This is a genomic window from Micromonospora sp. MH33 (genome assembly GCF_003013775.1).
Classification (GTDB): Bacteria; Actinomycetota; Actinomycetes; order Mycobacteriales; family Micromonosporaceae; genus Micromonospora; species Micromonospora fulviviridis.
On record NZ_MUYZ01000025.1, the window covers coordinates 17,549 to 42,129 of the forward strand.

General features: G+C 71.3%; 20 protein-coding genes. 11 read left to right on the forward strand and 9 right to left on the reverse strand.

The window, feature by feature from the left end:
- Window positions 1–13: 13 nt before the first annotated feature.
- The 7 genes from B0E53_RS06905 to B0E53_RS06935 form a co-directional block, all read right to left on the reverse strand.
- The gene (locus B0E53_RS06905) at window positions 14–1,198 is read right to left on the reverse strand and encodes an aldolase/citrate lyase family protein (RefSeq protein WP_107075225.1); all 1,185 of its coding nucleotides are present in this window, start codon (window positions 1,196–1,198) and stop codon (window positions 14–16) included.
- On the reverse strand, window positions 1,198–2,790 hold the full coding sequence (gene aceB, locus B0E53_RS06910; RefSeq protein WP_107075226.1) for a malate synthase A: 1,593 nt from the start codon (window positions 2,788–2,790) through the stop codon (window positions 1,198–1,200). Before aceB ends, B0E53_RS06905 begins: the two co-directional genes overlap by 1 nt.
- Window positions 2,787–4,172: an 8-oxoguanine deaminase gene (locus B0E53_RS06915; protein ID WP_107075227.1), complete on the reverse strand. Its 1,386-nt coding sequence runs from the start codon at window positions 4,170–4,172 to the stop codon at window positions 2,787–2,789. Before B0E53_RS06915 ends, aceB begins: the two co-directional genes overlap by 4 nt.
- Before the next feature lie 23 nt (window positions 4,173–4,195).
- Window positions 4,196–5,050 carry a factor-independent urate hydroxylase gene (gene pucL / locus B0E53_RS06920; protein WP_107075228.1) on the reverse strand — a complete coding sequence of 285 codons (855 nt, stop codon included), beginning with the start codon at window positions 5,048–5,050 and terminating at the stop codon, window positions 4,196–4,198.
- A gap of 4 nt (window positions 5,051–5,054) precedes the next feature.
- Window positions 5,055–5,414, reverse strand: coding sequence for a hydroxyisourate hydrolase (gene uraH, locus B0E53_RS06925; protein ID WP_088984068.1), 360 nt, complete (start codon window positions 5,412–5,414; stop codon window positions 5,055–5,057).
- Window positions 5,401–5,907: a 2-oxo-4-hydroxy-4-carboxy-5-ureidoimidazoline decarboxylase gene (gene uraD / locus B0E53_RS06930; protein WP_246835277.1), complete on the reverse strand. Its 507-nt coding sequence runs from the start codon at window positions 5,905–5,907 to the stop codon at window positions 5,401–5,403. The genes uraH and uraD overlap by 14 nt, the downstream gene beginning before the upstream one ends.
- A 155-nt stretch (window positions 5,908–6,062) precedes the next feature.
- Window positions 6,063–7,049, reverse strand: coding sequence for an RNA-guided endonuclease TnpB family protein (locus B0E53_RS06935; protein WP_210405963.1), 987 nt, complete (start codon window positions 7,047–7,049; stop codon window positions 6,063–6,065).
- A gap of 38 nt (window positions 7,050–7,087) precedes the next feature.
- Here B0E53_RS06935 and tnpA point away from each other — a divergent pair, with 38 nt between their 5' ends.
- Window positions 7,088–7,504 (forward strand): IS200/IS605 family transposase, encoded by a 417-nt coding sequence (tnpA, locus tag B0E53_RS06940; RefSeq protein ID WP_107075229.1) that lies wholly within the window; start codon window positions 7,088–7,090, stop codon window positions 7,502–7,504.
- 90 nt (window positions 7,505–7,594) lie between these two features.
- Here tnpA and B0E53_RS06945 read toward each other — a convergent pair whose 3' ends face one another.
- On the reverse strand, window positions 7,595–8,701 hold the full coding sequence (locus B0E53_RS06945) for an XdhC/CoxI family protein (protein WP_107075230.1): 1,107 nt from the start codon (window positions 8,699–8,701) through the stop codon (window positions 7,595–7,597).
- Window positions 8,694–9,281, reverse strand: a complete 588-nt coding sequence (locus B0E53_RS06950; RefSeq protein ID WP_168215246.1) for a nucleotidyltransferase family protein — start codon at window positions 9,279–9,281, stop codon at window positions 8,694–8,696. The genes B0E53_RS06945 and B0E53_RS06950 overlap by 8 nt, the downstream gene beginning before the upstream one ends.
- A 525-nt stretch (window positions 9,282–9,806) precedes the next feature.
- Between B0E53_RS06950 and B0E53_RS06955 the strand changes: the two genes are divergently transcribed.
- From B0E53_RS06955 to B0E53_RS39120, 10 genes are all read left to right on the forward strand, one after another.
- Window positions 9,807–10,637, forward strand: coding sequence for an FAD binding domain-containing protein (locus B0E53_RS06955; protein ID WP_107075231.1), 831 nt, complete (start codon window positions 9,807–9,809; stop codon window positions 10,635–10,637).
- Complete coding sequence (locus tag B0E53_RS06960) at window positions 10,634–13,354, forward strand: molybdopterin cofactor-binding domain-containing protein (protein WP_107075232.1); 2,721 nt, start codon at window positions 10,634–10,636, stop codon at window positions 13,352–13,354. Before B0E53_RS06955 ends, B0E53_RS06960 begins: the two co-directional genes overlap by 4 nt.
- A 509-nt stretch (window positions 13,355–13,863) precedes the next feature.
- Complete coding sequence (locus B0E53_RS06965) at window positions 13,864–15,462, forward strand: helix-turn-helix domain-containing protein (protein ID WP_107075233.1); 1,599 nt, start codon at window positions 13,864–13,866, stop codon at window positions 15,460–15,462.
- Window positions 15,463–15,659: 197 nt separating this feature from the next.
- A complete protein-coding gene (locus B0E53_RS06970; RefSeq protein WP_107075234.1) occupies window positions 15,660–16,763 on the forward strand; it encodes an adenosine deaminase in 1,104 nt (367 codons plus the stop codon).
- A gap of 438 nt (window positions 16,764–17,201) precedes the next feature.
- Entirely contained in the window at window positions 17,202–19,007 is a 1,806-nt protein-coding gene (locus B0E53_RS06975; RefSeq protein ID WP_168215247.1) for a bifunctional UDP-sugar hydrolase/5'-nucleotidase, read from the forward strand.
- 564 nt (window positions 19,008–19,571) lie between these two features.
- Complete coding sequence (locus tag B0E53_RS06980; protein ID WP_107075236.1) at window positions 19,572–21,329, forward strand: oligosaccharide flippase family protein; 1,758 nt, start codon at window positions 19,572–19,574, stop codon at window positions 21,327–21,329.
- A 160-nt stretch (window positions 21,330–21,489) separates the two neighbouring features.
- A complete protein-coding gene (locus B0E53_RS39115; protein ID WP_281492839.1) occupies window positions 21,490–22,176 on the forward strand; it encodes an O-antigen ligase family protein in 687 nt (228 codons plus the stop codon).
- Between the two features lie 108 nt (window positions 22,177–22,284).
- A complete protein-coding gene (locus B0E53_RS06990; protein ID WP_107075238.1) occupies window positions 22,285–23,226 on the forward strand; it encodes an inositol-3-phosphate synthase in 942 nt (313 codons plus the stop codon).
- A 128-nt stretch (window positions 23,227–23,354) separates the two neighbouring features.
- Window positions 23,355–23,798 carry a DUF5990 family protein gene (locus tag B0E53_RS06995; protein WP_107075239.1) on the forward strand — a complete coding sequence of 148 codons (444 nt, stop codon included), beginning with the start codon at window positions 23,355–23,357 and terminating at the stop codon, window positions 23,796–23,798.
- Between the two features lie 18 nt (window positions 23,799–23,816).
- Entirely contained in the window at window positions 23,817–24,440 is a 624-nt protein-coding gene (locus B0E53_RS39120; protein ID WP_246835278.1) for a hypothetical protein, read from the forward strand.
- The last annotated feature ends 141 nt before the right edge of the window (window positions 24,441–24,581 follow it).

Below are 24,581 nucleotides of genomic sequence, written 5' to 3' on the forward strand. Positions count from 1 at the left end.
CGGCGGTCAGGGCTCACCACGTCAGACTCCGCAGCTCGCCCGGTTCGAATCCCACCTGCTCGGCGCCCAGCGCCCCGCAGTCGACCCCGCGCAGCAGGAAGCCGGCGAGCGCGCGCCGGGTCGCCGGTTCGTCGAGCACCCCGTCGCAGCATTGATCGAGGTGGGCGCGCAGCCGCCGGGCCGCGTCGGGCGCGTTGTCGCGGAAGAAGGCGTAGGTCGCGGCGAACCGGGTCGGCAGCTGCGCCGGGTGCAGGTCCCAGCCCTGGTAGAAGCCGCGTTCGAGGGAGCGGCGGACCAGTCGCGTGTGCAGCGCCCACGCGGCTCGCACCGCCGGGGCCGCGCCCACCGGCAGCACGTTGGTGGAGCCGTCGGAGACGGGCACACCGGCCACGGCAGCGGCCACCTGCATCACGGCCTTGGCGTGGTCGGCGGCGGGGTGCTCCATGCTCTGGTACGGGCCGGCGATCCCGCACGCCGCGCTGTAGTCGTAGGTGCCGAAGTGCAGCCCGGCGCAGCGGCCGTCGGCGGCGGTGACCAGCCGGGGCACCGTCGCGGTGCCGTCCGGGCCCAGCACGGCCCGGGGCACCTCCACCTGGATCTCGAACCGCAGCGTCCCGTCCGGCAGCCCGTAGGCCGACTCCAGGCGTGCGCAGAGCACCACCATCGCCTCGACCTGCGCGGGATGGCTGACCTTAGGCAGGGTCACCACGAAGCCGGGCGTTGCCCCGCCGCAGGCGTCCAGGAACAGGTCGAGGCTGCGCACCGCCCGCCGCCGGGTGGCCGCCTCCAGGCTCTTGACTCGGATCCCGACCAGTGGCGGCGCGATTCCCTCCGCCCGAGCGTTGACCAGCGCCCGGCCCGCCGTCCGTACCGCCCGGTCCTCGTCGGCGTCGTCACGGGTTCCGAAGCCGTCCTCCAGGTCGATCCGCAGGTCTTCGATCGGTTCCGAGGCCAGCTTGCCGGTGACCGCCTCGCATAACTCCTCGGCGAACGGCGGTGGCAGGCCGCCCCGCAGGGCGGCGAGGGCGGCGGCCCCCCAGGTGGGGACGAGACGTGTGGTGACCCGATCGGCGGGGACGTAGACGGTGTGCACCGGCTGCCGGCCGCCGGCCCGGCCCGGGTGGGCTGCGCGCAGCTCAAGGTCGACCGCAGCCAGCCGGTCGTCCAGGTCGGTGTACACCTCCGTGCGAAGGCGCATCAGTCGACCAACTCGTACGCCGGGATGGTGAGGAAGTCGACGAACCCGAGATCGAGGGCGATCCGTTCGAAGAGCCGGCGGGCGTCGTCGAAGCGGGACCTCGCCCAGGCCGACTGGCCCAGCTCGGCCCGGATCGCGGCGAGTTCTTCGTCCTCGATGCCGCGGACCAGCTCGGCGGTCACCGGTGTGCCTTCGGACAGGCGTACGCCGTGGTGGATCCACTGCCAGATCTGTGACCGAGAGATCTCCGCGGTGGCGGTGTCCTCCATCATGCTGTTGATCGCCACCGCTCCGTTGCCCCGTAGCCAGGCCTCCAGGTAGCGCAGCGTCACGGCGACGTTGGCGCGCAGGCCGGCTCCGGTGGCCTGTCCGGGTATCCCGCGCAGGTCGAGCAGCTGCTCGGCGGTGACAGCCAACTCGGTCCTGCGCCGGTGCAGTTGGTGGGGACGGTCGCCGAGGGCCCGGTCGAAGACCTCCCGACAGATCGGGACCAGGTCGGGGTGGGCGACCCAGGAGCCGTCGAAGCCGTCGGCCGCCTCGCGTTGCTTGTCGGCGCGGACCTGGGCGAAGGCTCGCTCGGTGGCGTCGGCGTCTCGCCGGTTGGGGATGAAGGCGGACATGCCGCCGATCGCGCTGGCCCCCCGTCGATGACAGGTGGCGACCAACAGGTCGGTGTACGCGCGCATGAAAGGCGCGGTCATGGTGACCGCCGAGCGGTCGGGCAGCAGGAATGACGCCCCGGCGTCGCGGAAGGTCCTGATGATGCTGAACAGGTAGTCCCACCGGCCCGCGTTGAGTCCGGTCACGTGGGGGCGCAGTACCCACAGGATCTCGTCCATCTCGAACGCGGCGGTGATCGTCTCGATCAACACGGTGGCCCGGATCGTCCCGCGGGGCAGGCCGAGCAGCTCCTGCGCGTGGTCGAACACGTCGTTCCAGAGCGCTGCCTCGTCGCTGCTCTCCAGCTTCGGCAGATAGAAGTACGGGCCGCTGCCCCGGGCCAGCAACTCGTCGGCATTGTGGAACAGGTAGAGCCCGAAGTCCACCAGCGCGGCGACTGCCGGCACCCCGTCGACCGGCAGGTGCCGCTCGTCCAGATGCCACCCCCGGGGCCGGACGACGATCGTCGGGTACGGTCCGGGGCCCAGTTCGTAGCGCCGGCCGCCGTTGTCCACAGAGATGGTGCGGCGTACCGCGTCACGAAGATTGCGCTGCCCGTCAAGGACGTTCGTCCAGTGCGGGGTGTTGGCGTCCTCCAGGTCGGCGAGCCAGACGTGGGCGCCCGAGTTCAGCGCGTTGACGGTCATCTTCCGCTCGGGCGGCCCCGTGATCTCGACCCGCCGGTCGGTCAGGTCGGCCGGCGGGGGCGGTACCGTCCAGTCCGCGTCGCGGATCGCCGCAGTGTCTGCGGGGAATTCGAGCCGTCCGTCGCGGGCTGCCTCGGCACGGCGGACCGCCCGGCGGGCGAGCAGGTCGGCGCGGCGGCCCGCGAACCGCCGGTGCAGGGCGGTCACGAAAGCGACCGCGTCCGGAGTGAGGATGTCACCCCCATCGGCGTCTGCCCGCGCGGATGGCGCCTGAGCTTCGGTCATCGACCGTCTCCTGTCCTCGTCGACCCCGCCTCGGCCAGCGCCAGCAGCTTCCGGTGGGCCCGGCTGGCCCGATCGGTGATCGTCCCCACGTCGGCCGTGCGCAGCTCCCCGGCCTCGACGACGGTCCGGCCGCCGACCAGCAGCAGCGCCAGCGGGGCGGGTGGACCGAGCACCAGCGCCGCCACCGGGTCGTCGATGCCGACGTGGCCGAGGCCATCCAGGCGCCACAGCGCGACGTCGGCGAGTTTGCCCATCTCCAGCGAGCCGATCTCGTCGGCTCGACCCAGGCATTCGGCGCCCCCGACCGTGCCGAGGGCCAACGCCTGTCGGGCGGTCATCGCCGCCGGGCCGCCGCGCAGCCGAGCGGCGTACAGGGCCTGCCGCAGCTCCGCGCCGAGCTGGCCGGCCTCCTGAGAGGCGGCGCCGTCCACGCCCAGCCCCACCGGCACGCCGGCGGCGAGCAGGTCGGGCACGCGGGCGACGCCGGCGCCCAGGCGGGCGTTCGAGCTGGGGCAGTGCGCCACGGCCGTGCCGGTGGCGGCCAGCCGGGCCAGCGCCGCGTCGTCGAGATGCACGCCGTGGGCCAGCCACACGTCGTCACCGAGCCAGCCGAGTCGCTCGGCGTACTCGACGGGGGTGCAGCCGTGGGTGGCCCGGCAGTACTCCTCCTCCTCGACGGTCTCGGCGAGGTGGGTGTGCAGCCGGACCCCGCGCCGCCGGGCCAGCGCTGCGGCCTCCCGCATCAAGGTGGCGGTGACCGAGAACGGCGAGCACGGTGCCACGGAGATCCGCAGCATCGCCCCCGGGGACGGGTCGTGGTAGCGGTCGATCGCTGCCTCGGTGGCCAGCAGAGCCGCCTCGGTGCCCTCGACGAGCGAGTCGGGGGGCAGGCCGCCGTCGGACCGGCCCAGGTCCATCGACCCGCGACTGGGCTGGAAGCGCAGCCCGATCCGGCGGGCGGCCTCGATCGTGGCGGCCAGCGGATCGTCCCGGCCGGGTGGGAACACGTAGTGGTGGTCGGTGCTGGTCGTGCAACCAGACAGGGCGAGCCAGCCCAGGCCGGCCGCCGCCGCGGCGTGCACCATCTCGGCGTCCAGATGGGCCCAGACCGGGTACAGGGTGGTCAGCCAGCCGAACAGGTCGGCCTCCTGGGCGAGACCCCGGGTCACCCACTGGTAGAGATGGTGGTGGGCGTTGACCAGACCGGGTGTGGCCAGGCAGCCGGTGCCGTCGACCCGGCGGGCCGACGGGTCGACGGCACGGGCCGGACCCGGCCCGACCGCGGTGATCCGGCCGTCGGCGCCGACCACGACGTGCCCGTCACGGTATTCGGTCCACCCGCGGTCGACGGTGGCGACGGCGCAGTTCTCGATGACGATCATGATTGCCTCCGGCTGGGGCGCCGTCACCACTCGCCGACCGCGGCCGGGACGTCGTCGCGGCGGATGGTGCCCTCGATGACCCCATACGGGCGGTCGGTGGCCACGAACACGGCGTTCGGATTGTCGAGGCCGAACGGGGACAGGTCGACCGGCAGGTGATGCCGGTTGGGCAGGACCAGGCGGATCTCCGCCAGCTCCGGCCGGGTGTCGAGCACCCGGCGGCCCATCTCGTACAGGGTCTGCTGCAACGAGTAGCTGTAGCTTTCGACGAACGCCGCGACCAGCGCATCGCGCACCTGCTGGTAGGCGAGATCCCAGTCGGCGTCGGGGTCGAGGTGCCGCCAGCGGGCGTCCACGGCGGTGGCCAGGATCCGGTCGGTCGTCTCCGGCAGGGTCGTGTACTCGTCGCGTACGTAGCCGTGGAACTCGGAGCCGGTGGTGTTCATCAGCACCAGGCCGGTGATCCCGGAGACCACCTGGGCACGGTCACCGTCGTAGCTGACCTCGGCCGTGCGGATCTCCTCGCCGCGGCGCTGGAAGGAGTGCGGCCCGAGCCGCTGCCAGAGTTGCTCCCGCACGCTCACCCGGGCCTGCCGGATGGCCGCCTGGCTGTGCACGAAGTGCTCGGCCAGCAGCAGCGCGAACGCCTCAGGCGAACCGATCCCGTGCCGTCGGGCGAACGCGTAGACGGTGTTCTTCTGCGAGTCGGTGGGCAAGACCTGGCTGTTGTCGCCGGTGAGGTGGGTGGCGTCCAGGTCCCCGGCGAGGGCGGTGCTGACGTCGAGGTCGCGCAGCGTGTGCCGGTCGCCGTCGCGGGCGACGTGGACGACGCGTACCTCAGCCTTGCCGTACCGGTTGGACCCGAGCACGATACCCATATAGTCAGCTCCCTCGATAGGTGGTGTAGCCGAACGGACTGAGCAGCAGCGGCAGGTGGTGGTGGGTGGCGGCGTCGCCGACCCGGAAGGACACGACGGCTTCCGGATAGAAGGAGTCGGCCCCGAGGTGCCCGCCGAGGTCGAAGACGAGCCGGTAGCGTCCGGCCGTCCACTGCCGCGCCGGCACCCAGTCGCGCAACCGTCCGTCGGCGTCCGTGTGTCCGGCTCCGACCTGCCGCCAGCGGGTCCCGTCGAGCCGGTCGAGCCGCACAGGTATGCCAGCGGCGGGAGCCCCGACGACCGTGTCGAGCACGTGGGTGGACACCGGCGCGAAGCCCACCACGTCCCGGTCAGGCCGGCTCATCGAGCAGCTTTCCGATCCGCAGCGCAGCGATCTTCCGCAGTTCCTCCCGGACCACGGCCTGCTCGATGTCCGGGTCGTTGCCGAGCCGGTCACGTAGCGCGGCAAGCAGTTGCGTGTCGCTGCGACCGGTGGCGCAGACCAGGAAGCGGTGACCGAACCGACGCTCGTACTCCACGGTGGCCTCCGCGATGGCGGCGCGGGCCGGCTCGGTCGCGCTGTCGAGGCCGGACTGTTCCCCCCGCGACCAGCGGTCCTCGCGGCGCTGCCCGTCCGGTCGCTGGCCGATACGCGGGTGGGCGTCGACCGCCGCACGCACCTCCGGCCAGGTGAGCTGGGCGTTGGCAGCGTCCGCCGCGGCCAGCAGCGCGGCCCGGTCGGGGTACGGCCGACCGGCGACGAGCAGACGAGCCCAGAGGGGCGCCGCACAGCAGGCGATCAGCTCTCGCTCGGCCCGCTTGGCGGCGAGCCCGTTGAAGTCCTCGATCCGACCCACCCCTGCTCCTCCCCGCTCGTCGAGAGGAGTCAAGCAGCGGTCGCGAGGGCGGGGACAGCGCCGCGTTGACCAAACCCGGCGAGGCTGGCGGTGCCGCTGTCGTACGTTCCTCCATTGACGTCCTCCCCGCCGTGAACGACGGGGAATCCGGTCTGCTACACCCCCGACGGGGCAAGCTCCCGGTGGGTTACCGCTTCGTCGCGCGGTGCCGGCACGGATGCCGGTCTTACCTGCGCTCCACGGTCGTTGAGGTCCGCCCGTCCGGCGGCCCTGATGTTGCGGGCGGCGTTCACATCCCGGTCGTGGACGCTGCCACACGGGCACGTCCACGACCGGACGTGCAACGCCAGCTTGTCGGCGACCCTCCCACAGTCCGAGCACATGCGGGTCGACGGGAACCAGCGGTCCACCCGCCCGAACGTCCGCCCGTACCGGGCAGCCTTGTACTCCAGCATGCCGACGAACGTGGACCAGCCGGCGTCGTGCACCGACTTGGCCAACCGGGTGCGGGCGAGACCGGCCACGGCGAGGTCTTCCACGTACACCGCTTGGTTGTCGCGGACGATCGTGGTTGACAGTTTGTGCAGCCAGTCCCGCCGTGTGTCCGCCACCCGGGCGTGCGCCTTGGCGACCTTCACGACGGCTTTCTTCCGGTTGTTGCTGCCCTTCTGCTTGCGCGAGAGGTCCTGTTGCAGCCGCTTCAACGTGCGGGCGGCGCGGCGCAGGAACTTCGGCGCTGCCACCTTCATGCCGTCGGACAGGACAGCGAAGTGCGTCAGCCCCAGGTCGATACCCACCTCGGACGCCGACGCCGACGCCGGCAACGGCTCGTCGGTGGTCTGCACGACGAACGAGGCGAAGTACCGGCCCGCCGCGTCCTTCACGACCGTCACCGACGATGGACCGGACGGCAGCGACCGGGACCAGCGCACCACCACGTCCCCGACCTTCGGCAGGCGTAGCCGACCGTTGTCCAGCACCCGGAACCGGGAGTTCTTGGTGAACCGGATGCTCTGCCGGTTGTCCTTGCGGGACCGGAACCGGGGCGGGGCCACCGTGCGGCCCTTACGTTCGCCGGTGATCGAGGCGAAGAAGTTCCGGTAGGCGGTGTTCAGGTCCGCCAGTGCTTGTTGCAGCACCACCGACGACACCTCAGACAGCCACGCCCGCTCGGGGGTTTATGGCTGAGATTGAAGGCGTACGTACTGGCAGGCATTGCGTTTTCGCTCTGCACGCTCACTTGGTTTTCGTCACGAAGTACCGGCATCCGGTGTTCACCGACCGGCACCTCACCCGCGTGGAACAGGTAATGCGGTCGGTGTGTGAGGACTTCGCCGTCGAGCTGGTCGAGTTCAACGGCGAATCCGACCATGTGCACCTGCTGGTCAACTTCCCGCCCACTGTCGCGGTGTCTCGGCTGGTCAACTCCCTCAAGGGCGTGTCCTCCCGGAGGCTGCGGCAGGAGTTCCCTGATCTGATCGACCACTACTGGCGTGCACGCCGCCTGTGGTCTGGTTCGTATTTCGCATGCTCGGTGGGTGGAGCACCCCTGTCGGTGGTCCGCCAGTACATCGACAGTCAACGGAGTCCCGCCTGACAGCGGGGTCAGGAGCACGGCTTCACCTCCGCCGTGAACGACGGAGCACTGCCGTGTCTCTGGTAGCCGGGTGCGGTGGCACGCGGGCCGTTAGCCGTGGATGCTGCCGGAGCCGTCGCGCAGCCGGCCGCCAGACCGGCCGTGCCGCACCGCGACCAGTTCCGCGGCGATGCTGAGCGCCGTCTCGGCGGCGGTTCGGCCGCCCACGTCCAGGCCGATCGGGGACGCCAGTCGCGCCAGCGCCGACTCGCCGACCCCGGCCGCCCGCAGCCGGCCGAGCCGGTCGTGGTGCGTACGCCGGGATCCCAGCGCCCCCACGAATGACAGGTCGAGGTCTTCCAGGGCCAGCCGCAGTACCGGCACGTCGAACTTCTCGTCGTGCGTGAGCACGCAGACCGCCGTACGGGCGTCCAGCCGGCCGGCCCGGGCCTCGCCCGCGAGATACCGGTGCGGCCAGTCGACCACCACCTCCTGCGCCAGCGGGAACCGACGCGCGGTCGCGAAGACCGGGCGGGCGTCGCAGACGGTGACCCGGTAGCCGAGGGCGGAGCCGAAGCGGGCCAGCTCGGCCGCCATGTCGACCGCGCCGAACACGATCAGCCGGGGCGACGGGGCGTAGGCGCGCACCAGCACGCTTACCGGCTCCGCCCGGCCGTCGGACGAGAGGTCCACCCGTGCGCTCTCCCCGGCGGCCAGCAACCGGCGGCCCGCGTCCACCGCCGCGCGGTCCAACCGGGTGTCGCCGAACGTGCCGTGGTGGGTGTCCGGCCCGGCCACGATCCGGCGGCCGCGCTGCTCCGGTGTTCCCCGCACGCAGGTGAGCACCGCCACCGGGGCGGCCGACCGGACGGCCTCGGCCAGCACCGCCACCCAGGGGGAACCGGCGCGGTCGACCCGTTCGACGAACACCTCGATGGTGCCGCCGCAGGTCAGCCCCGCCTCGAGCGCGTCATCCCCGGTCACCCCGTAGCGGAGCAGGGATGGCCGCCCGGTCCGGAGGACCTCCTGGCAGGCTTCGTGGAGCGCCGCCTCGACACACCCGCCAGAGACGCTTCCGGTCATGGCGCCGTCCGGCGCGACCAGCATCGCGGTGCCGATCGGATAGGGGGCGCTGTGCCAGGTCCCGACGACGGTCGCGAGGCCGACGGCGGCACCGGTGTCGCACCAGCGCAGCAGGTCGGCGAGCAGCTCATCCACGGTGGTCCTCGATTCCGTCGACCGGCATGTCGAGATCCCGGTCGTCGGCCACGTCGGCGCAGGGCACGATCCTCAACCGGTCACGGTGGGCGCGCAGGTAGCCGGCCGCACCAGTATCGCCGACGGCCGATTCGAGCACCCCGGCCCAATGGTCCCGGCCCAGCAGCACCGGATGACCCCGCCGGCCGGGCGCGTAGCCGGCCGCGGCGAGCACGTCCGGGGCCGCCACCGCCGCGACTCGCCGCACCGCCTCGGCGGTGATGCCGGGCATGTCCACGAGGAGCACCACCACCGCCACGCTGCGCGTGGCGGTCAGCGCCGTCAGTCCCATCCGTAGTGAAGAGCCCATTCCGCTGGCCCAACCGGGGTTGTCGACCACCCGGACGCCACCCAGGTCAGCGACTGCGCGAACCTGATCGCCCGCCGCGCCGAGCACCACCAGGACCGGGTCGCATCCCCCCGCCCGCAGGGTCCGGCCCGCCCGCTCCACGAGCAGCGAGCCGTGGTGGTACACGAGAGCCTTGGGCCGACCGTACCGGCGACCGGCACCGGCGGCGAGGACCAGACCGGCGACGGTCACGGGGACATTCCGGAGCCGAACCTGCTGTTGATCTGCACGACGTCTCCCTCGCGCGGGAACAGGGAACCGCGGCTCGCTCGACCCTGGCGTCCGTGGTCTCCCACGGCGCCCGGTCGTCGCGGGCGCACCGGGGCGGGCGGCGGATCAGACCACCATGCGGAGCGGTCCGCCATGCTGTCAAGGCTGGTTCGCGCTGCTCCCGGGCCTGCACATCGGAGCTTGGAGGTTCGTCCAACCGGGACGGACCGAGGCGGGCGGCGTTGTCAAGGACGCTCATTGCGCGATCGGCGCTGGGGAGGGAGCCCTCGGCAGGGTTCCGACCTACCTGATCGGAGTCGGCCGGCGCCAGGTGGTCGCTTCGGCCGACGCCGGGCGCGAGCTGACGCGGAGAGGTTCATCCCGGGCGTGGCACCGGTGGGCCGGTACCGCGCTCGTCAGTTCGTCCAGCCGGGGCCGCTCGACCAACCCGTTTGTTGTAGGAGCGACGAATAGTCGGCCCCGGTCCGCGATTGATGGGATCGACACGTGGATCTTCCGACTGTCGAGGCCGTGGTGCCCGGCGACGAAACGGACTGGCGCCCCGGTGACTGTTGGCTGGCCGGCGGCACGGTGCTGTTCTCCCGTCCCCAGCAAGGGGTCCGGAGGCTGCGCGACCTAACCGTCCTGGGCTGGCCCTCGTTGGCGGCTGCCGACGACGAAGGCAGGCCCGGGCTGGACATCGCCGCCACCTGCACGGTGGCGACACTCGCCCGCTACCGGCCGCCGGCCCGGTGGCCCGATCTGGCGGAGGCCATCCGGCGCTGTTGCGACGCGTTCCTCGCGTCCTGGAAGATCTGGAACGTCGCGACCGTCGGCGGCAACCTGTGCGCCGCCCTGCCCGCCGGTCCGATGATCTCCCTCGCGGCGGCGTTCGACGCACGCTGCGACGTTCGTCGGCTCTCCGGCGAGCGGCGCCTGGTTCCCGTTGACGCATTCGTGGTCGAGCCCGGCGTGGCGGCGTTGCAGCCGGGTGAATACCTGCGCGCCATCCACCTGCCCGAGCGGGAGTTGACCGGACGGATCGCGGTGCGGCGTGCGAGCCTGCACCCGCTCGGACGGTCGGCGGCTTTCGTCACCGGTCACCTCGACGTCGAATCCGGTCGACTGCGTCTCACGGTGACGGCGGCGACCCCCCGACCGGTCACCGTCAGCGTCCCGGCCCCGACGGCAGCCGCGAGTCTGGTCGACATGGTGGACGCACAGGTGTCCGCCGAGGGTTGGCACGACGACGTCCACGGACTGCCCGCGTGGCGCCGGCACATGACGCTGCGGCTGGTCGAGCAGGTTCGAGCGGACCTTCTGGGAGCGGCACGGTGACCCCGACGGTCAACGGACGCCCGGGTGCGCACCTGCCGGCGCCCGGCCAGTGCCTTCGTACCTATCTGCGCGACAACGGTTGGTTCGGGGTCAAGAAGGGTTGCGACGCGGGAGACTGCGGCGCCTGCACCGTCCACGTCGACGGCGTGCCCGTGCACAGCTGCGTCTTCCCAGCAGTCCGGGCCTCGGGCCGCACGGTCACCACGATCGAGGGTCTGGCGCGCGGGAACGATCTGCATCCGGCGCAGGAGCGGTTTCTGGCGGCGCAGGGGTTTCAATGCGGATACTGCACGGCCGGGTTCGTCATGACGGCAGCGGCCCTCGACCATGCGGAGGGTCTGGCCGACGATCGGCCGCGCGCGTTCAAGGGCAACCTGTGCCGGTGCACCGGCTACCGGTCGATCGAGGACGCGTTGGCCGGCAACTCGCACGTCGAGCATCCGGCGGCGGGGAACGCAGTGGGCAGCAACGTCGGAGCTCCGGCTGGCCGAGACGTCGTCACGGGCGCCGCCCGGTTCACGTTCGACGTCGACCTTCCGGGGGTGACACATCTGAAGGTGGTGCGGTCCCCGCTCCCGCACGCCCGGATCACGCGGATCGACGTCACGCAGGCGTTGGCAGTTCCCGGGGTGCTGGCCGTGCTGACGCACCGCGACGCGCCCGACCGGCGGTTCTCGACTGCGCTGCACGAGCACTTCGACGACGACCCGGCCGACACCCGCGTGCTCGACGATGTGGTGCGGTTCGTCGGCCAACGAGTCGCCGTCGTAGTCGCCGAGACCGAGGCGGCCGCGGAGGAAGGCGTGCGGCGGGTCCGGGTCACGTACGAGCCGCTGCCGGCGGTCACCGACGTGCGGGCGGCGACCGCGTCCGGCGCACCCATCCTGCATGACGACCGCCCGGACAATGTGGCCGGTGAGGTCGGCGGCGAGGTCGGCGACGTCGTCCGAGGGCTCGCCGAGGCGGACTTCGTCTACGAAGAGACCTACCAGACCCAGCGCGTGCAGCACATGGCGCTGGAAACCCATGGCGCGCTCGGGTGGATCGCGCCGGACGGGCGCGTCACCATCCGCGCCAGCACTCAGACGCCCTTCCTGACCCGTCGACGTCTCGCCCACGTCTTCGACATCCCACTGGAACGCCTCCGCGTGGTGGCCGGCCGAGTGGGCGGCGGCTTCGGCGGTAAGCAGGAGATGCTGGTCGAGGACATCGTCCTTCTCGCCGTGCTGGCCACAGGCCGGCCGGCCCGGTGGGAACTCACCCGCGAGGAGCAGTTCGTCGCGACCACGACCCGACACCCCTTCACAGTTCGGGTGCGGCTCGGAGCGAAGCGGGACGGCACGCTCACCGCCATGTGTCTGAACGTCGTCACCGACACCGGCGCCTACGGCAACCACGGCCCGGCGGTCCTCGCCCACGGCTGCGCCGAGTCGATGGCGATCTACCGCTGCGCGAACAAGCGAGTCGCCGGCCGCACCGTCTACACCAACACGGTGCCGGCCGGCGCGTTCCGCGGATACGGCCTGGGTCAGGTGATGTTCGCCGTCGAGTCGGCGATCGACGAGATAGCCCACGGCCTCGGGCTCGACCCGGTCACGGTCCGCCGGCGCAACGTCGTCGGCCCCGAAGACCCGTTGGTCACCCCCATCGGGCACGCCGAGGACCTGAGCATCCGTAGCTACGGCCTGGACCAGTGCCTCGACCTCGTGCACGGTGCCGTCGACGGGGACACCACGGGATCCGACCTCCCGTCCGGGTGGCGCCTCGGGCAAGGTCTCGCCATCGGCATGATCGCCACCGGGCCGCCCGGTGGCCACCACGGCCGCGCCGCGATCAGGCTGACCACGAATGGTCGATTCCAGCTGGACACCGGCATCGCGGAGTTCGGAAACGGATCGACGACGGTTCATCGGCAGATCGCCGCCGACGTCCTCGCGACGGAGCTGGACCACATCGGCATCCGGCAGTCCGACACGGATCTGGTGGAACACGACACCGGCGCGTTCGCATCGACCGGCACCGTCGTCGGCGGGCTCGCCGTGTTCCGCGCGGCGACCCGGTTACGGCAGCGCCTGCTGACCCTCGCCGCCACCTGCCTCGACGTCGGGCCCGACGAGTGCGAACTGGTCCTCGGCGCGGTCCGGGCCGGCGACCGGGAGATCTCGCTGCGCGCCCTTCAGGAGGCTGCGGACAGGGTGGGCGACCGCCTGGAGGCCAGCGGACATGCCGACGGCGCGGAGCGGTCGGTCGCGTTCAACGTGCAGTGGTTCCGCGTCGCGGTCGACGTCGTCACCGGCGAGATCCGGATTCTCCGGAGCGTCCACGCCGCCGACGCCGGAACGGTGCTGAACCCGGTGCAGTGCCGCGGTCAGGTGGAGGGCGGCGTGGCACAGGCCGTCGGCACCACGCTGACCGAGAACCTGCTGATCGACGGCAACGGCAGGGTCACCACCAGCGTGGTCCGGGACTACCGGATCCCGACGTTCGCCGACACGCCCCGCACCGAGGTCCTCTTCGCGGACACGGCCGATCCCCTCGGCCCACACGACGCCAAGTCCATGAGCGAAAGCCCGTTCAACCCCGTCGCGGCCGCGCTCGGCAACGCCGTACGTGACGCGACCGGGGTGCGACTGACCGCGCTGCCCCTGAGCCGAGACCGGGTCTGGGCGCGGATACGCCACGTCGGGTCGACCACCGACGGGAGCGACCGGGCGTAGTGGGACGGTCGTCGTCACCGACACTGCGCGAACCGACACCGATCCGGTATCAGCGGTCGGCGTGGTTACGGCAGTCCTGCCGAGACACTCTTTGGCACCTACTCGACGTGAACGCGACCGGCCAGCTGACCGTGGTCAGTACGAACAGGCCACGTCGAGGTGACAGGAGGTGCGCGTGGGGAGGATGGCCGGCTTCACGGTGTCGCGGCGTGGGAGCGACGACGCCACCCGTTGGCAGCGCTTCTCGTTCGCGAGCCGGCGTCGTTGGTCGCCTTTCGGGTCCTGGCTCGGGAGCTCGGCTGCGTGTTCGCCCGTTGGGAGACACGTCGCAGCGGCTGCGCCTTCGACACCTCGGATGACCACGCTCGAGGTCGCCGTCCCCCGGTTGCGCCGCTTGCTCGCCGGCACCTGCCTGTCGGGCACCCGGTTCGTCCAGACCGTGACGAGGCGGAGTTACCGGATCGCCGCGTAGCCACCGACCAGCGGCACACGAGGAAGGAGAATGCAGGGTGCGGGTAAACGCTCCGACTTCACTGCGCGAGATCCTCCATCGGCCCGGACTGCACCTGCGGCTGCTGACCGGCCACGCGCAGCTCGACGAACCGGTCACCCGGGTCTGCGTGACCGATCTACTCGACCCCAAGCGCTACATGTCGGGCGGCGAGCTCGTCCTGACCGGACTCATGTGGCGACGGTCGCCGGCGGACTCCGCAGCTTTCGTCGCGGCCTGTGCCGCGATGGGAGCAACCGCTATCGGCGCCGGTGCCGCAGCCTTCGGATGCGTGCCGGAGGATTTGCTCATCGCGTGCCAGCAGTACGAGATGCCGCTGTTTGAGGTCCCTGTGGAAGTCTCCTTTCGCGAGATCAGCGATGTCGTCGCCACGTCGTTCTGGGCGCAGCGGGCAACCGGGCTGGCAACGGTTCTGGGCCGGCAACGCGGTCTCGTCGCCGCGATGGCCGGCGGTGCACGACTTGCGGACCTGCTGTCCTCCGTCGCCGCCGATCTCGGGGCGCGGTGCTGGCTCGTCTCTCCCGCCGGACGCCTTGTGTGCGGAACCGACCCCCTCGACCAGTCCCTGGCCAACCGCTTCGCTGCCACGTTCCTGGGCAGCAGCAGGGTGCCGACGGAAGTCCGGATCGACGACGTGACTTACTCGCTGCACACAGTGCGGGGCCGTCCCGAACACCGCTTGGCCTCCTGGATTCTCGCCTGCACCGGGCGGTCGGACGAGCCGGTGCCGCCCGACGTGACCGCCGAACTCGTCGGGCTCGCGGCGCTGGAGCGCGTCCAGGTCGACGAGGCGGCGCGCGTCGAGCGACGGCTCGCCGACCAGATCGAACGTGCGCTGGCCGCGGACGCGGCCGACCTACCGAGCCGCCTACGGGCCGGCGGGCTGGAGCCCGGCTCGGCGTTCCTCGCCGTCGCGGCCCGGCTCACCGGGCTGCTCACCCCCGCCGACCTCGTGGTCACGCTCCTCGCCGACCTCGTGAGCACGACAGGTTTCGCCGCCACCACCGGCCTGACCACCGTCATCGCCCGGTCGACCGACACGGCACTGGCAATACTCCGGCTTGACGGCGACGGTCCCGTCGGGACCGACCCGCGGGCCGACGAAGTGGTCGCGCGGCTGCGCCGCGGCGTCGAGACGCTCCGGCCCGGCATCGGCCGGGGACAGCTGGCCGTCGGGGTGAGCAACGTGGCAACCGGTAGCGCGGCACTGACCGGTGCCGTCCAAGAGGCACTGCACGCCGTCGCCGTCGCCAGCACGGGACCAACCGGCGTACGCTGCGCCGGCGAGATCACGACGCATGCCCTTCTCATCGCCGGTGTCCCCACGGCGACACGCAACTCGTTCCACGAACGCGTGCTGGGACCAGTCCTCGAGTACGACCGACGGTACCGGGCCAACCTCGTGCGCACGCTGAGCGTCTTCCTCGAGTCCGGTGGATCGTGGAGCCAGTGCGCGCGACAGCTGCATCTGCACGTCAACACCCTGCGTTACCGCATGAAACGCATTGAGGAGCTCACCGGCAGGGACCTGGGCAGGTTCGACGACCGGGTCGACCTGTACCTCGCGCTCCGAATCCATCAACCCGCCCCCGACTGACCTGTCGCTTCGCACGAACACCCCGTCCACGCGCCGTCGATTCTCGTACCCGGCGATCATTGTTCGCGTTTTCCCGTGTTGATCCGATTGTTGTGCCGCTCGACGGGCGGCCGGAGACGGCTCGTGTGCCGTCCCGCGCCGCCCGACCGAATCGAAGAGAAATCTGCTCGCCCATGGAAGACCCTTTCTGCTCGCCGATGGGAGACCCGGTGCCCAGCTACGACACGATCGTCCATGCCCCGAAGGCCCTGCTGCACGACCACCTCGATGGCGGGTTGCGGCCGGAGACGGTTGTGGAGTTGGCGGCGGAGGTCGGTCACGTCCTACCAGTCACGGATCCAGCCGCGTTGGGGCGATGGTTCGTGGCAGCGGCCAACTCGGGGTCGTTGGAGCGTTACCTGGAGACCTTCGCGCACACCGTGGCGGTCATGCAGACCGGGCCCGCGCTGCGTCGGGTGGCCCGGGAGTGCGCGCTCGACCTGGCCGCCGACGGGGTGGTCTACGCCGAGGTGCGGTTCGCCCCCGAGCAGCACCTGGAGCAGAACCTGACCCTGGACGAGGTGGTCGACGCGGTGGTCACCGGGTTCCGGGAGGGCAGCGCCCTGGCCGCCGAGGCGGGCAACCCGATCCGGGTCGGCACCCTGCTGACCGCGATGCGGCACGCCGCCCGGTCGCAGGAGATCGCCGAACTGGCCGTCCGGCACCGGGACACCGGCGTGGTCGGCTTCGACATCGCCGGCGCCGAGGCCGGGTTCCCGCCCACCCGGCACCTGGACGCCTTCGAGTACCTCCAGCGGGAGAACTTCCACTTCACCATCCACGCCGGTGAGGCGTTCGGGCTGCCGTCGATCTGGCAGGCGATCCAGTGGTGCGGCGCGGACCGCCTCGGGCACGGGGTGCGGATCGTCGACGACATCACCCTCGCCGACGACCGTCCGCAGCTCGGCCGGCTGGCCGCGTACGTGCGGGACAAGCGGATCCCGCTGGAGTTGTGCCCGTCGTCCAACGTGCAGACCGGGGCCGCCCCGTCGATCGCCGAGCACCCGATCGGTCTCCTGCGCGACCTGCGGTTCCGGGTGACGGTCAACACCGACAACCGGCTGATGAGCGGCACCTCGATGTCACGGGAGATGGCGCTGCTGGTGGACGCCTTCGGGTACGGCTGGAAGGAACTCCAGTGGTTCACCATCAACGCGATGAAGAGCGCCTTCATCCCGTTCGACGAGCGGCTGCGAATCATCGACGAAGTGATCAAGCCGGCGTATCTCGCGCTGACGGCAACCGACGAGCCGTCACAGTAGGCACTCACACGATCCGGTAACGGGCGGGCGCGAACCTCGTCGCCGTCGATCGCCCACGCACCCGTCGTCGCATCTAGTCACGAAGACCACATCGGAAGACCCGGGGAGGTGATGTGTTAAGCAAGCGGTAGCGGTCAGGACGGTTCACGACACCGATCGTCGCGGCGCTGTTGTTCGTGCCAGTATCCCCGCGGCGGGCAGGTGGACTCCGCTGCGGCGTGGGTCTGGCAAGCCCTCAACGCTCAAGGCGTCGGTCAGGATCCCGCTCACGCGTCGGCAAGAAGAGTCCAGTCGCGCTGTCATCGCGAATCGTTTACTCAGCATTCATACCGAGTTATTCATCAGGAGCGCGAGGATCAGCACTCTCGTGCGTGTACGCCGTGTCGGCGTGCTCATGGTTAGGAGTATCAGTTGCATTCCAAACTTGTCCGCACTGTCGTGGCCACGGTCGCCACGACACTGGTCGTGCTGGGCGTCGCTCCCAGCCCCGCGCAGGCTGCCGCGACCGAGGTGCAGATCCTCGGCTTCAACGACTTCCACGGCCGTCTTGAGGCACCCTCCGCAGGAGTTGGCGGCGCCGCGCAGATGGCTGGCATGATCAAGCAACTGAAGGCGGCCAACGACAAGACGGTGGTCTTCTCGGCCGGGGACAACATCGGTGCTTCCCCGTTCATCTCGTCCGTGCAGAAGGACGAGCCCACGCTCGACTTCCTCAAGATGATCGGGCTCGACGCATCGTCGATAGGCAACCACGAACTCGACCGCGGCTTCGACGACCTCAACGACCGGGTCATTCCGCGCGGCGGCTTCCCGTATCTCGCGGCGAACGTCTACCGGGGCAGCGAGCCTGCTCCAGGCCGCCTGGAGGAGTCGGCCGTACTGACGGTCGGCGACGTCCGGATCGGCGTCGTCGGGGCGGTCACCGTCGAGACGCCGTCGCTGGTCTCACCCGCCGGTATCCGTGGACTGCAGTTCAAGGACCCGACCACGGAGGCGAACCGCGTCGCGGCGAAGCTGAAGGCGGACGACAAGGTCGACGCCGTCGTGCTGCTCGTGCACGAAGGCTCCGAAACCAGCGGCACCGACACCACGGCCTGCACCAGTGTGGCGAATCCGGCCACCCCATTCGGCAAGATCGTGACAGGTGCCAGCGCCAACATCAACGTGATCATCTCCGCGCACACCCACGTCTCGTACAACTGCGCCTACGACGTCCCGGATCTGGGACACAAGCGGCTGGTCATGCAGACCGGTCGGTACGGGGACGCGCTGGACCAGGTCAAGCTCACCATCGCCGGCGGCAAGGTGACCGCCGCCGAGGGCGCCGTCCTGCCGATCAAGGGGTACCCGGAGGACCCTGCGGTCGCGAAGCTCGTCGCCGACGCCAAGGCCGAGGCCGACATCCAGGGCAAGGTCAAGATCGGCGAGATCACTGCCGACATCAAGCGTGCCGTCGCTGCGGACGGTGCGGAGGACCGCGGCAACGAGTCGGTTCTCGGAAACTTCATCGCGGACGTCCAGTTGGAGGCGACGAAGGCCAACAACCGGGGTGGGGCGCAGATCGCCTTCATGAACCCGGGCGGCCTACGCGCCGACCTCGTCAAGCGTCCGGACGGCAGTGTGACGTTCGCCGACGCCGCCGCGGTCCAGCCCTTCGCCAACGACCTCATCACGAGGTCGTACACCGGCAAACAGATCAAGGCAGCGCTGGAGCAGCAGTGGCAACCTGCGGGCGCATCGCGGCCTTTCCTCCACCTGGGTGTCTCGAAGGGCTTCAGCTACGTTTACGACCCGAACGGACCCGCCGGGAACCGCGTCATCGCCGACCGAATCTTCCTTGACGGCAAGGTCATCGACCTGAACGGCACCTACCGGGTGACCGTGAACTCGTTCCTGGCCTCCGGCGGTGACAACTTCACCGCACTCGGCGACGGCAGCGACTCATTCGCCACCGGCGACAACGACCTCACCGTGCTGGTCGACTACTTCCAAGCGAAGTCCCCGGTCACCGCCGACACCGTGGAACGGGCGTACACCGTCGGCCAGCCGGGTGCCCCGGTCGCGGGCGGCGGGTCGAATGACGGCACCGGCAACGGGGGTGGGGCGGGCGACGACGGCCCTGGTCTGCCGCTAACCGGCGCGAACACGGCCACCATCGTCGTCGCAGGCGTGATTTTGCTGATCGTAGGCATCGTCGCGTTCCTCTCGGCCCGGCGCCGGCGGATCCGCCTAACCGTCGAATAAGCGCGAGCATGAACAACAGGTCGTCGCCCGGAATCCGCGAACGGCTTCCGGGCGACGACCGATTGTGGTCGGCGCTCAGCTGGTCCGCGACCACATCCCCCGGTTGGTCGATACGGTGTCGCCTCGACCATGGCCTGAGCAGCCGCCGTTACGCGGCCGGCCCTTCGACGTACCGGTGCGGGCCACCGTGTCAGGATCTGCGGTTGTGGCCCGGTCGACGCCGCCACACCGATGATCGAACGCCCAGCGCACCGACCCGGCGACGGCTTCGCCGACTCGACGCGGTCGCCGCCACCTCCGCTGCGGCCTCGCCGCCGCCGTGCAGGTGGCTTGGCCCCGGCGAGGCCCACGCGCGGAACCTCGGCATCCCGCCCCACGGCGTGCCCCACCTCTCCGGACACCCCACCGTCCCACCGCAACCGGAAAGGCCCGGTGACCAGGTAGAACGCCTCGGGCTGACCATCAACACCCGAGATGGCGTCGTCGGCTCCTCGTCACCGTCACCCCAACCGGGTCGTTCCCCCAGGTACCGGCCTGGGTGGCCGGTAGGAGGGCGGGACGAGGATGACGACCGCAGGGCGGCTGGCAGCCGCGGTCAGGAGCCGCAGGACCGCGAACATCGCGGTCCTCGTCGGCGCGCAGACCGTCAACCTCGGCGGGGTCCTCGTCGTCACGGCGCTGTTCGCCCCCGCCGACTTCGGTCGGTTCGCGACGCTGTTCGCAGTCGCCGCGATGGTCGGCGGAGCCAGCCCGCTACGACTCGAGGTGGCCGCCACCACCGCCTCCGAGGCGGACGCGTCGCAGCTCATCCGCGCGGCGATGCGCTCCAACCTCATCGCCGCCGCCGCGACCGGGATCATCGCGTTGACCTGCCACACCCTGTGGGGGCAGTTCGACGGCCGTGCGCTCGCCGAGTCGGCGGCGCTGGCGGCCGCCACCTACGCCATCGCCGGCGCCGGCACCTACACCTACGCGCGAGTACGGGAACGCCGCTACATGCGGGTGTCCGGTAGCAAGCTCCTCACCGCAGCCGTGCAGGTCGCCGGCCAGGTAGCGGCCAGCGTGGTGGTGCCCACCCCGGCGGGGCTCCTCGCCGCCGCCGCCGTCGGCTACGGCGCGGGCACGCTGCTACTGCTCACCACCACCCCCACCACCGGGATCGCCGGTCCGTCGATGCGGGACGTCCTCTACCGGCACCGCGCGTTCATGCTCGCCGGGGCGCCGGCCGGGATCGTGTCCGCCGTAGCCGTCAACCTGCCGGTCGCGGCGTCCGGTGTCGCGCTCGGTGACGTCGCCGCCGCCGACGTGGCGTTGGCCCTGCGGATCGGGGCGCTCCCGTCGGCGCTGCTCGGGCAGGCGCTGATGCCGCTGCTCCTCGGGGAAATCACCCACCGGGTACGCACCGATGCGGCGATGGCGTTGCCCACCTTCATGCGCGCCCTGCGTGGCCTGACCGTCGCGGGTTGCGTGTCCGTCGCCGCTGTCGTCGCCGCCGGATGGTGGCTGATACCTGTCGTCCTCGGGGAGCAGTGGCACGGGGTGGGACTGGCGTTGCTGCTCCTCTCGCCGTTCCTCCTCGGCCAGTTCGCCGTGGCTCCGGTCAGTCAGAGCCTCAACGCCGCCGGACGCAATGGGACGCAACTCGCCTGGGACGTGGCCCGGTTGGCGGCGACTGCGGCGGTGTTCGGGGCCGCCGCGGCAGGCGTGATCGGCTACCGGGCCTGCCTGCTGTGGTTCTCGGCGGTGATGGCCGCCGCGTACGCCGCGCATGTCGCGTTGACCCGGCCGCGCTGGCCGGGCTACCCGACACGTCGCGTACGGAACCGGCGGTGGCGACGGCCACGGCGGCCTACCGGTGAGCACCACACCAGCGCCCGCCGCGAAGGTCACCGCCCGGGATGTGGCCGCGGTCGCCCCGATCGTCGCGCTGCCGGCGGCGGTCCTCCTCGACGGTTCCCGCCTCGTCGCCGACGCGCTCGCGCCGGTAGCCGGCACGGCGGCCACCCACCCGCACCTGCTGCTGTACGCGACGCTCGCCGCGGCGGCTGTCGTCACCCTGGCGGGGTGGTCGGCGCGAGGGTTCCGGCCTCTCGCCGGATCGGGGCCGTTCGTGGTGCTGCTGCTGTCGTTCACACCCGCGCTGCTGCTCACGTCCTTCGACGCCTACTCGACGGCGAAGGTCACGACGATGCTCACCGTCACGCCGCTGCTGGTGGTCGGCGCCCTGACGGTGGTCGACCGGCCCGCCCGCCGTGCCGCCGCTCTGTGGGTGCTGGCGTTCCTCGGCGTCCTGGTTGCCGTGCTCGCGGTGGCCGTGCCTGAGCCCGCCTACGAGATCCAGCATGCGGTGGTGCTACGGGGCAACGTCACGATCTCCACCGCCCGGGTCATCGGCTTCGGGGCCGTGGCCCTGCTCTGCCTGGCCGTGGCGCACCGGCGGCTACGACTTCGGGTCGCCGCCGCCGGCGGCGCGGTCGCCCTGGTGGTGCCCCTGACGTTGACCGGTTCACGAGGCCCGGTCGTCTCCGCTGTTGTCGCCGCGGGGGTGCTGGCCGTGCTGCGCAGCCGAGGCGGCCGGTGGATGACCGTTGTGCCCGGCGTCGCGGCGGTCACCGCCGCCGCTGCCGCTGTCGCGTCGTCGATGGTGCCCCAGCAGTCCGCGGCCCGGTTCGAGGTGCTGTCCGGTGGCCCCCTCGATGCGTCGTCGCAGGCCCGGGTGACCTTGTCGCAGTTGGCCTTCGACACGTTCACGGCGCACCCGATCGGGCTGGGCTGGGGTGACTTCGGGTCGGTGGTTCCGGGCTACCTGCTGGCGTACGCGCCGGGCCGGGAGGACATCGTCTACCCCCACAACCTGCCGCTTGAGGTGGCGGTGGAAGGCGGGCTGGTGGCGCTGGCAGGACTGCTGCTGCTGGCCGTCGCGGTGACCCGGGCAGTGTGGGTGCGGCGCGGTGACCCCACGGCGGCCGGAATGGGCGCCCTCGTGGTGTACGCGACGGTGAACGCACTGTCGAGCGCGGACATCAACGGCAACGTCATGGTGTGGGTGTTCAGTGCCGTGGCGCTTGCGGCCGGGTCCCAGCGGTCGGGAGCGCACCGGCAGGTGGACGGTGCTGGGCCGATGATTCGAGCCGGCCTGACGCCGGTCGGCACGGCCGGCCCTCGCTGATTGCCCACCACTGGCCGGGCTGCCCGTCGGCTTCGCGGGGTCGCGGCCGGGCCTGGCGCATCGGCCGGCTACCGGGGGTCTCCGGCGCGCGCCGGTACCCTTCGTGCCGTGATCAACAACGTGAAGGTCGCGGTCGTCGGCGTCGGCAACAACACCTCGGCGCTGGTGCAGGGGATTGCCTTCTATCGCAGCACCGGCAGCCTGGTGGGCATTCACCGGCCGGAGATAGCAGGGCTGGGGGTCGGCGACATCGACGTCGTCGCGGCCTTCGCCCTCTCCGACGGCAAGGTGGGCAAGGACCTGCACGAGGCGATCTTCGTGCCGCCCAACAACTTCCCCCGGCTCGACGTGGAGTTGCCGCCTGCGGGCGTGACGGTGCAGTCCGGTCTCGTGGACTCGACGGAAATCGAGCGGGTGGCGCACGCGCTGGAGGGCGCCGAGGTGCTCCTCTATTCCGCGCCGAGCGGCAGGCTGGAAACCGCTCACGCGTACGCCGAGGCGGCTCTGCGGGCCGGGGTGGCGTTCGTCAACACCACGTCGGACGCGGTCGCCAGGGAACCGTTGTGGCTCAAGCGGTTCGAGGAGGCCGGCCTGCCGCTGGTCGGCGATGACCTGGCCAGCCAGTTCGGCACCTCCGTGGTGCACCACGCACTGCTGCGGTTGATCGAGGAGCGCGGGCTCACCCTGGTCAGTTCCTACCAGGTCAATCTCGGGGGTACGGAGGACTTCCGTAACCTGGTCGAGAACTCCAACACCAAGGCGCAGTCCAAATTGAACGCTGTCGGGTCCGACAAGGTGCAGATGGCACCCCTCGGCTACCTTCCGCACCTGCGGTCCCAGAAGATCGCCCACCTCAACATCGAAGCGCAGGGTTGGGGCGAGACCGCGGTGAGCCTGGACGTACGGCTGAAGGTGCACGACCCGAGTGGGGCAGCCGGCGTCAACATCGACCTGATCCGGATGGCCGCCACCGCTCTCCGGTCCGGCCGTGGGGGCTACCTCGCCGAGGCGGCGTCGTTCCTGAAGTCTCCACCCGGAACGGCGATCTGATGACCGATGAGCCCATGCTGCCGGACATCCGAGGCGTCGTTCGTCGGGCTCAGACTCGCCGGGTACGGGATGGGCGCAGGCGCCGCCGTGCGGGCCGCTGTCGCGGACCGGGAGCCTAGAGTCGGGGAATGCTGATCCGGATCGAGGGCACCGACCTGCCGGGGCGGCGTACCGGCGCTGAGGCGGACCTGCTGCGGCTCCGCAACGTGCACGTGGGGATGCAGCGCAAGGCCGAGGTGGTCGACCGGATGCCAGCCGACGCGCGGGAAGCGGCCTGGCAGTTCGAGGTCGCCAGCCGCGAGGTGGACGGCCTGCTCGACGTCGGTGGACCGTGGGTGCACGGCCGCCCGGGGGCGCGGTTCCTCTATCTCAGCTGGGGTTCCGTGACGGACGACCGTTTCGAGTTGTTCCGTCGGGCCAAGCTCCTGTTCGGGGACATCCCGGCAGAGCTGCTGCGCGCCGGACACGAGAAGGCCGGTGTGCTGGTCGGCCGGCTCCGGTTGACGGACGCCGAGGGAGGGCCGGTCTGTGCCCGGGTCCGGCCACCCGACATCGGCTGGACCCTGGAATGACCGCGCCGGTCTGCCGGAATGCTGCACGTCTGTGCCCCGCTCGGGCTGGACGACCTGCTCGACGGGGTGTGGCGGCGCAACCCGCGGCGGGTGACCGTCGAGCTGTCCCGCGCGCCTCGCCCGCCACGATCCGGGCAGACGCTGGCCCGGGGTGCGGATCCTGCCGCCGTAGCGACCAGCGACGCCTCCGACCCGAGTACGGATGCTCATTCGCGTGGCGTCGTGACCGGGCAGGATCGGGCCGTGACGAAGACGACGCGTACCCTGCTCGGCGGCCTGCTTCTGGCGGCCGCGACGGTCGGTGCCTGGTGGGCGTGGCTGGGCTGGGAGTCGGGCTACACGGTCGACCCGGAGACCGGTGCGACCAGTGGCCCGTACGCGGTCTGGCAGGTGGCCGCCGCCGTGCTCACCCTGATCGTGATCGCGGGCGTGGGGGGCTGGTTCTGGAGCCCGTGGCTGGTGGCGCCGGTGATGACGGTGGCCTTCACCGCGGTCTGGGCGGCGCGGGCCGCGTCGACGGACGACAGCGGGCTCTGGGCGGTGGGGGCGGCGTTGGTCGCCATCGGCACCGCCATCGGGGCGACCGTGGTCAGCGGCGTGGCCGCCTGGCTGCGCCGCCGCGGTGGCGCCCCGGGCCGCTGAGGACCCGACCGTCCGGCGGGCATACACCGCCGGCTCGGCGCGGCGACCGAGCTGCTCCGCGACCGAAGGCCGTGCCGATTTGCGTCCCGCCCGCCTGATACGCGTCGGGCCGGCCGTCGAACCCCCCTCGACGGCCGGCCC

Coding starts and splice junctions, on each gene's coding strand:
- B0E53_RS06905 (WP_107075225.1), bottom strand. CDS start 1,198: ATGCGCCTTCGCACGGAGGTGTACACCGACCTGGACGACCGGCTGGCT.
- aceB (WP_107075226.1), bottom strand. CDS start 2,790: ATGACCGAAGCTCAGGCGCCATCCGCGCGGGCAGACGCCGATGGGGGT.
- B0E53_RS06915 (WP_107075227.1), bottom strand. CDS start 4,172: ATGATCGTCATCGAGAACTGCGCCGTCGCCACCGTCGACCGCGGGTGG.
- pucL (WP_107075228.1), bottom strand. CDS start 5,050: ATGGGTATCGTGCTCGGGTCCAACCGGTACGGCAAGGCTGAGGTACGC.
- uraH (WP_088984068.1), bottom strand. CDS start 5,414: ATGAGCCGGCCTGACCGGGACGTGGTGGGCTTCGCGCCGGTGTCCACC.
- tnpA (WP_107075229.1), top strand. CDS start 7,088: ATGGCTGAGATTGAAGGCGTACGTACTGGCAGGCATTGCGTTTTCGCT.
- B0E53_RS06970 (WP_107075234.1), top strand. CDS start 15,660: ATGGGAGACCCGGTGCCCAGCTACGACACGATCGTCCATGCCCCGAAG.
- B0E53_RS06980 (WP_107075236.1), top strand. CDS start 19,572: ATGACGACCGCAGGGCGGCTGGCAGCCGCGGTCAGGAGCCGCAGGACC.
- B0E53_RS06995 (WP_107075239.1), top strand. CDS start 23,355: ATGCTGATCCGGATCGAGGGCACCGACCTGCCGGGGCGGCGTACCGGC.
- B0E53_RS39120 (WP_246835278.1), top strand. CDS start 23,817: ATGCTGCACGTCTGTGCCCCGCTCGGGCTGGACGACCTGCTCGACGGG.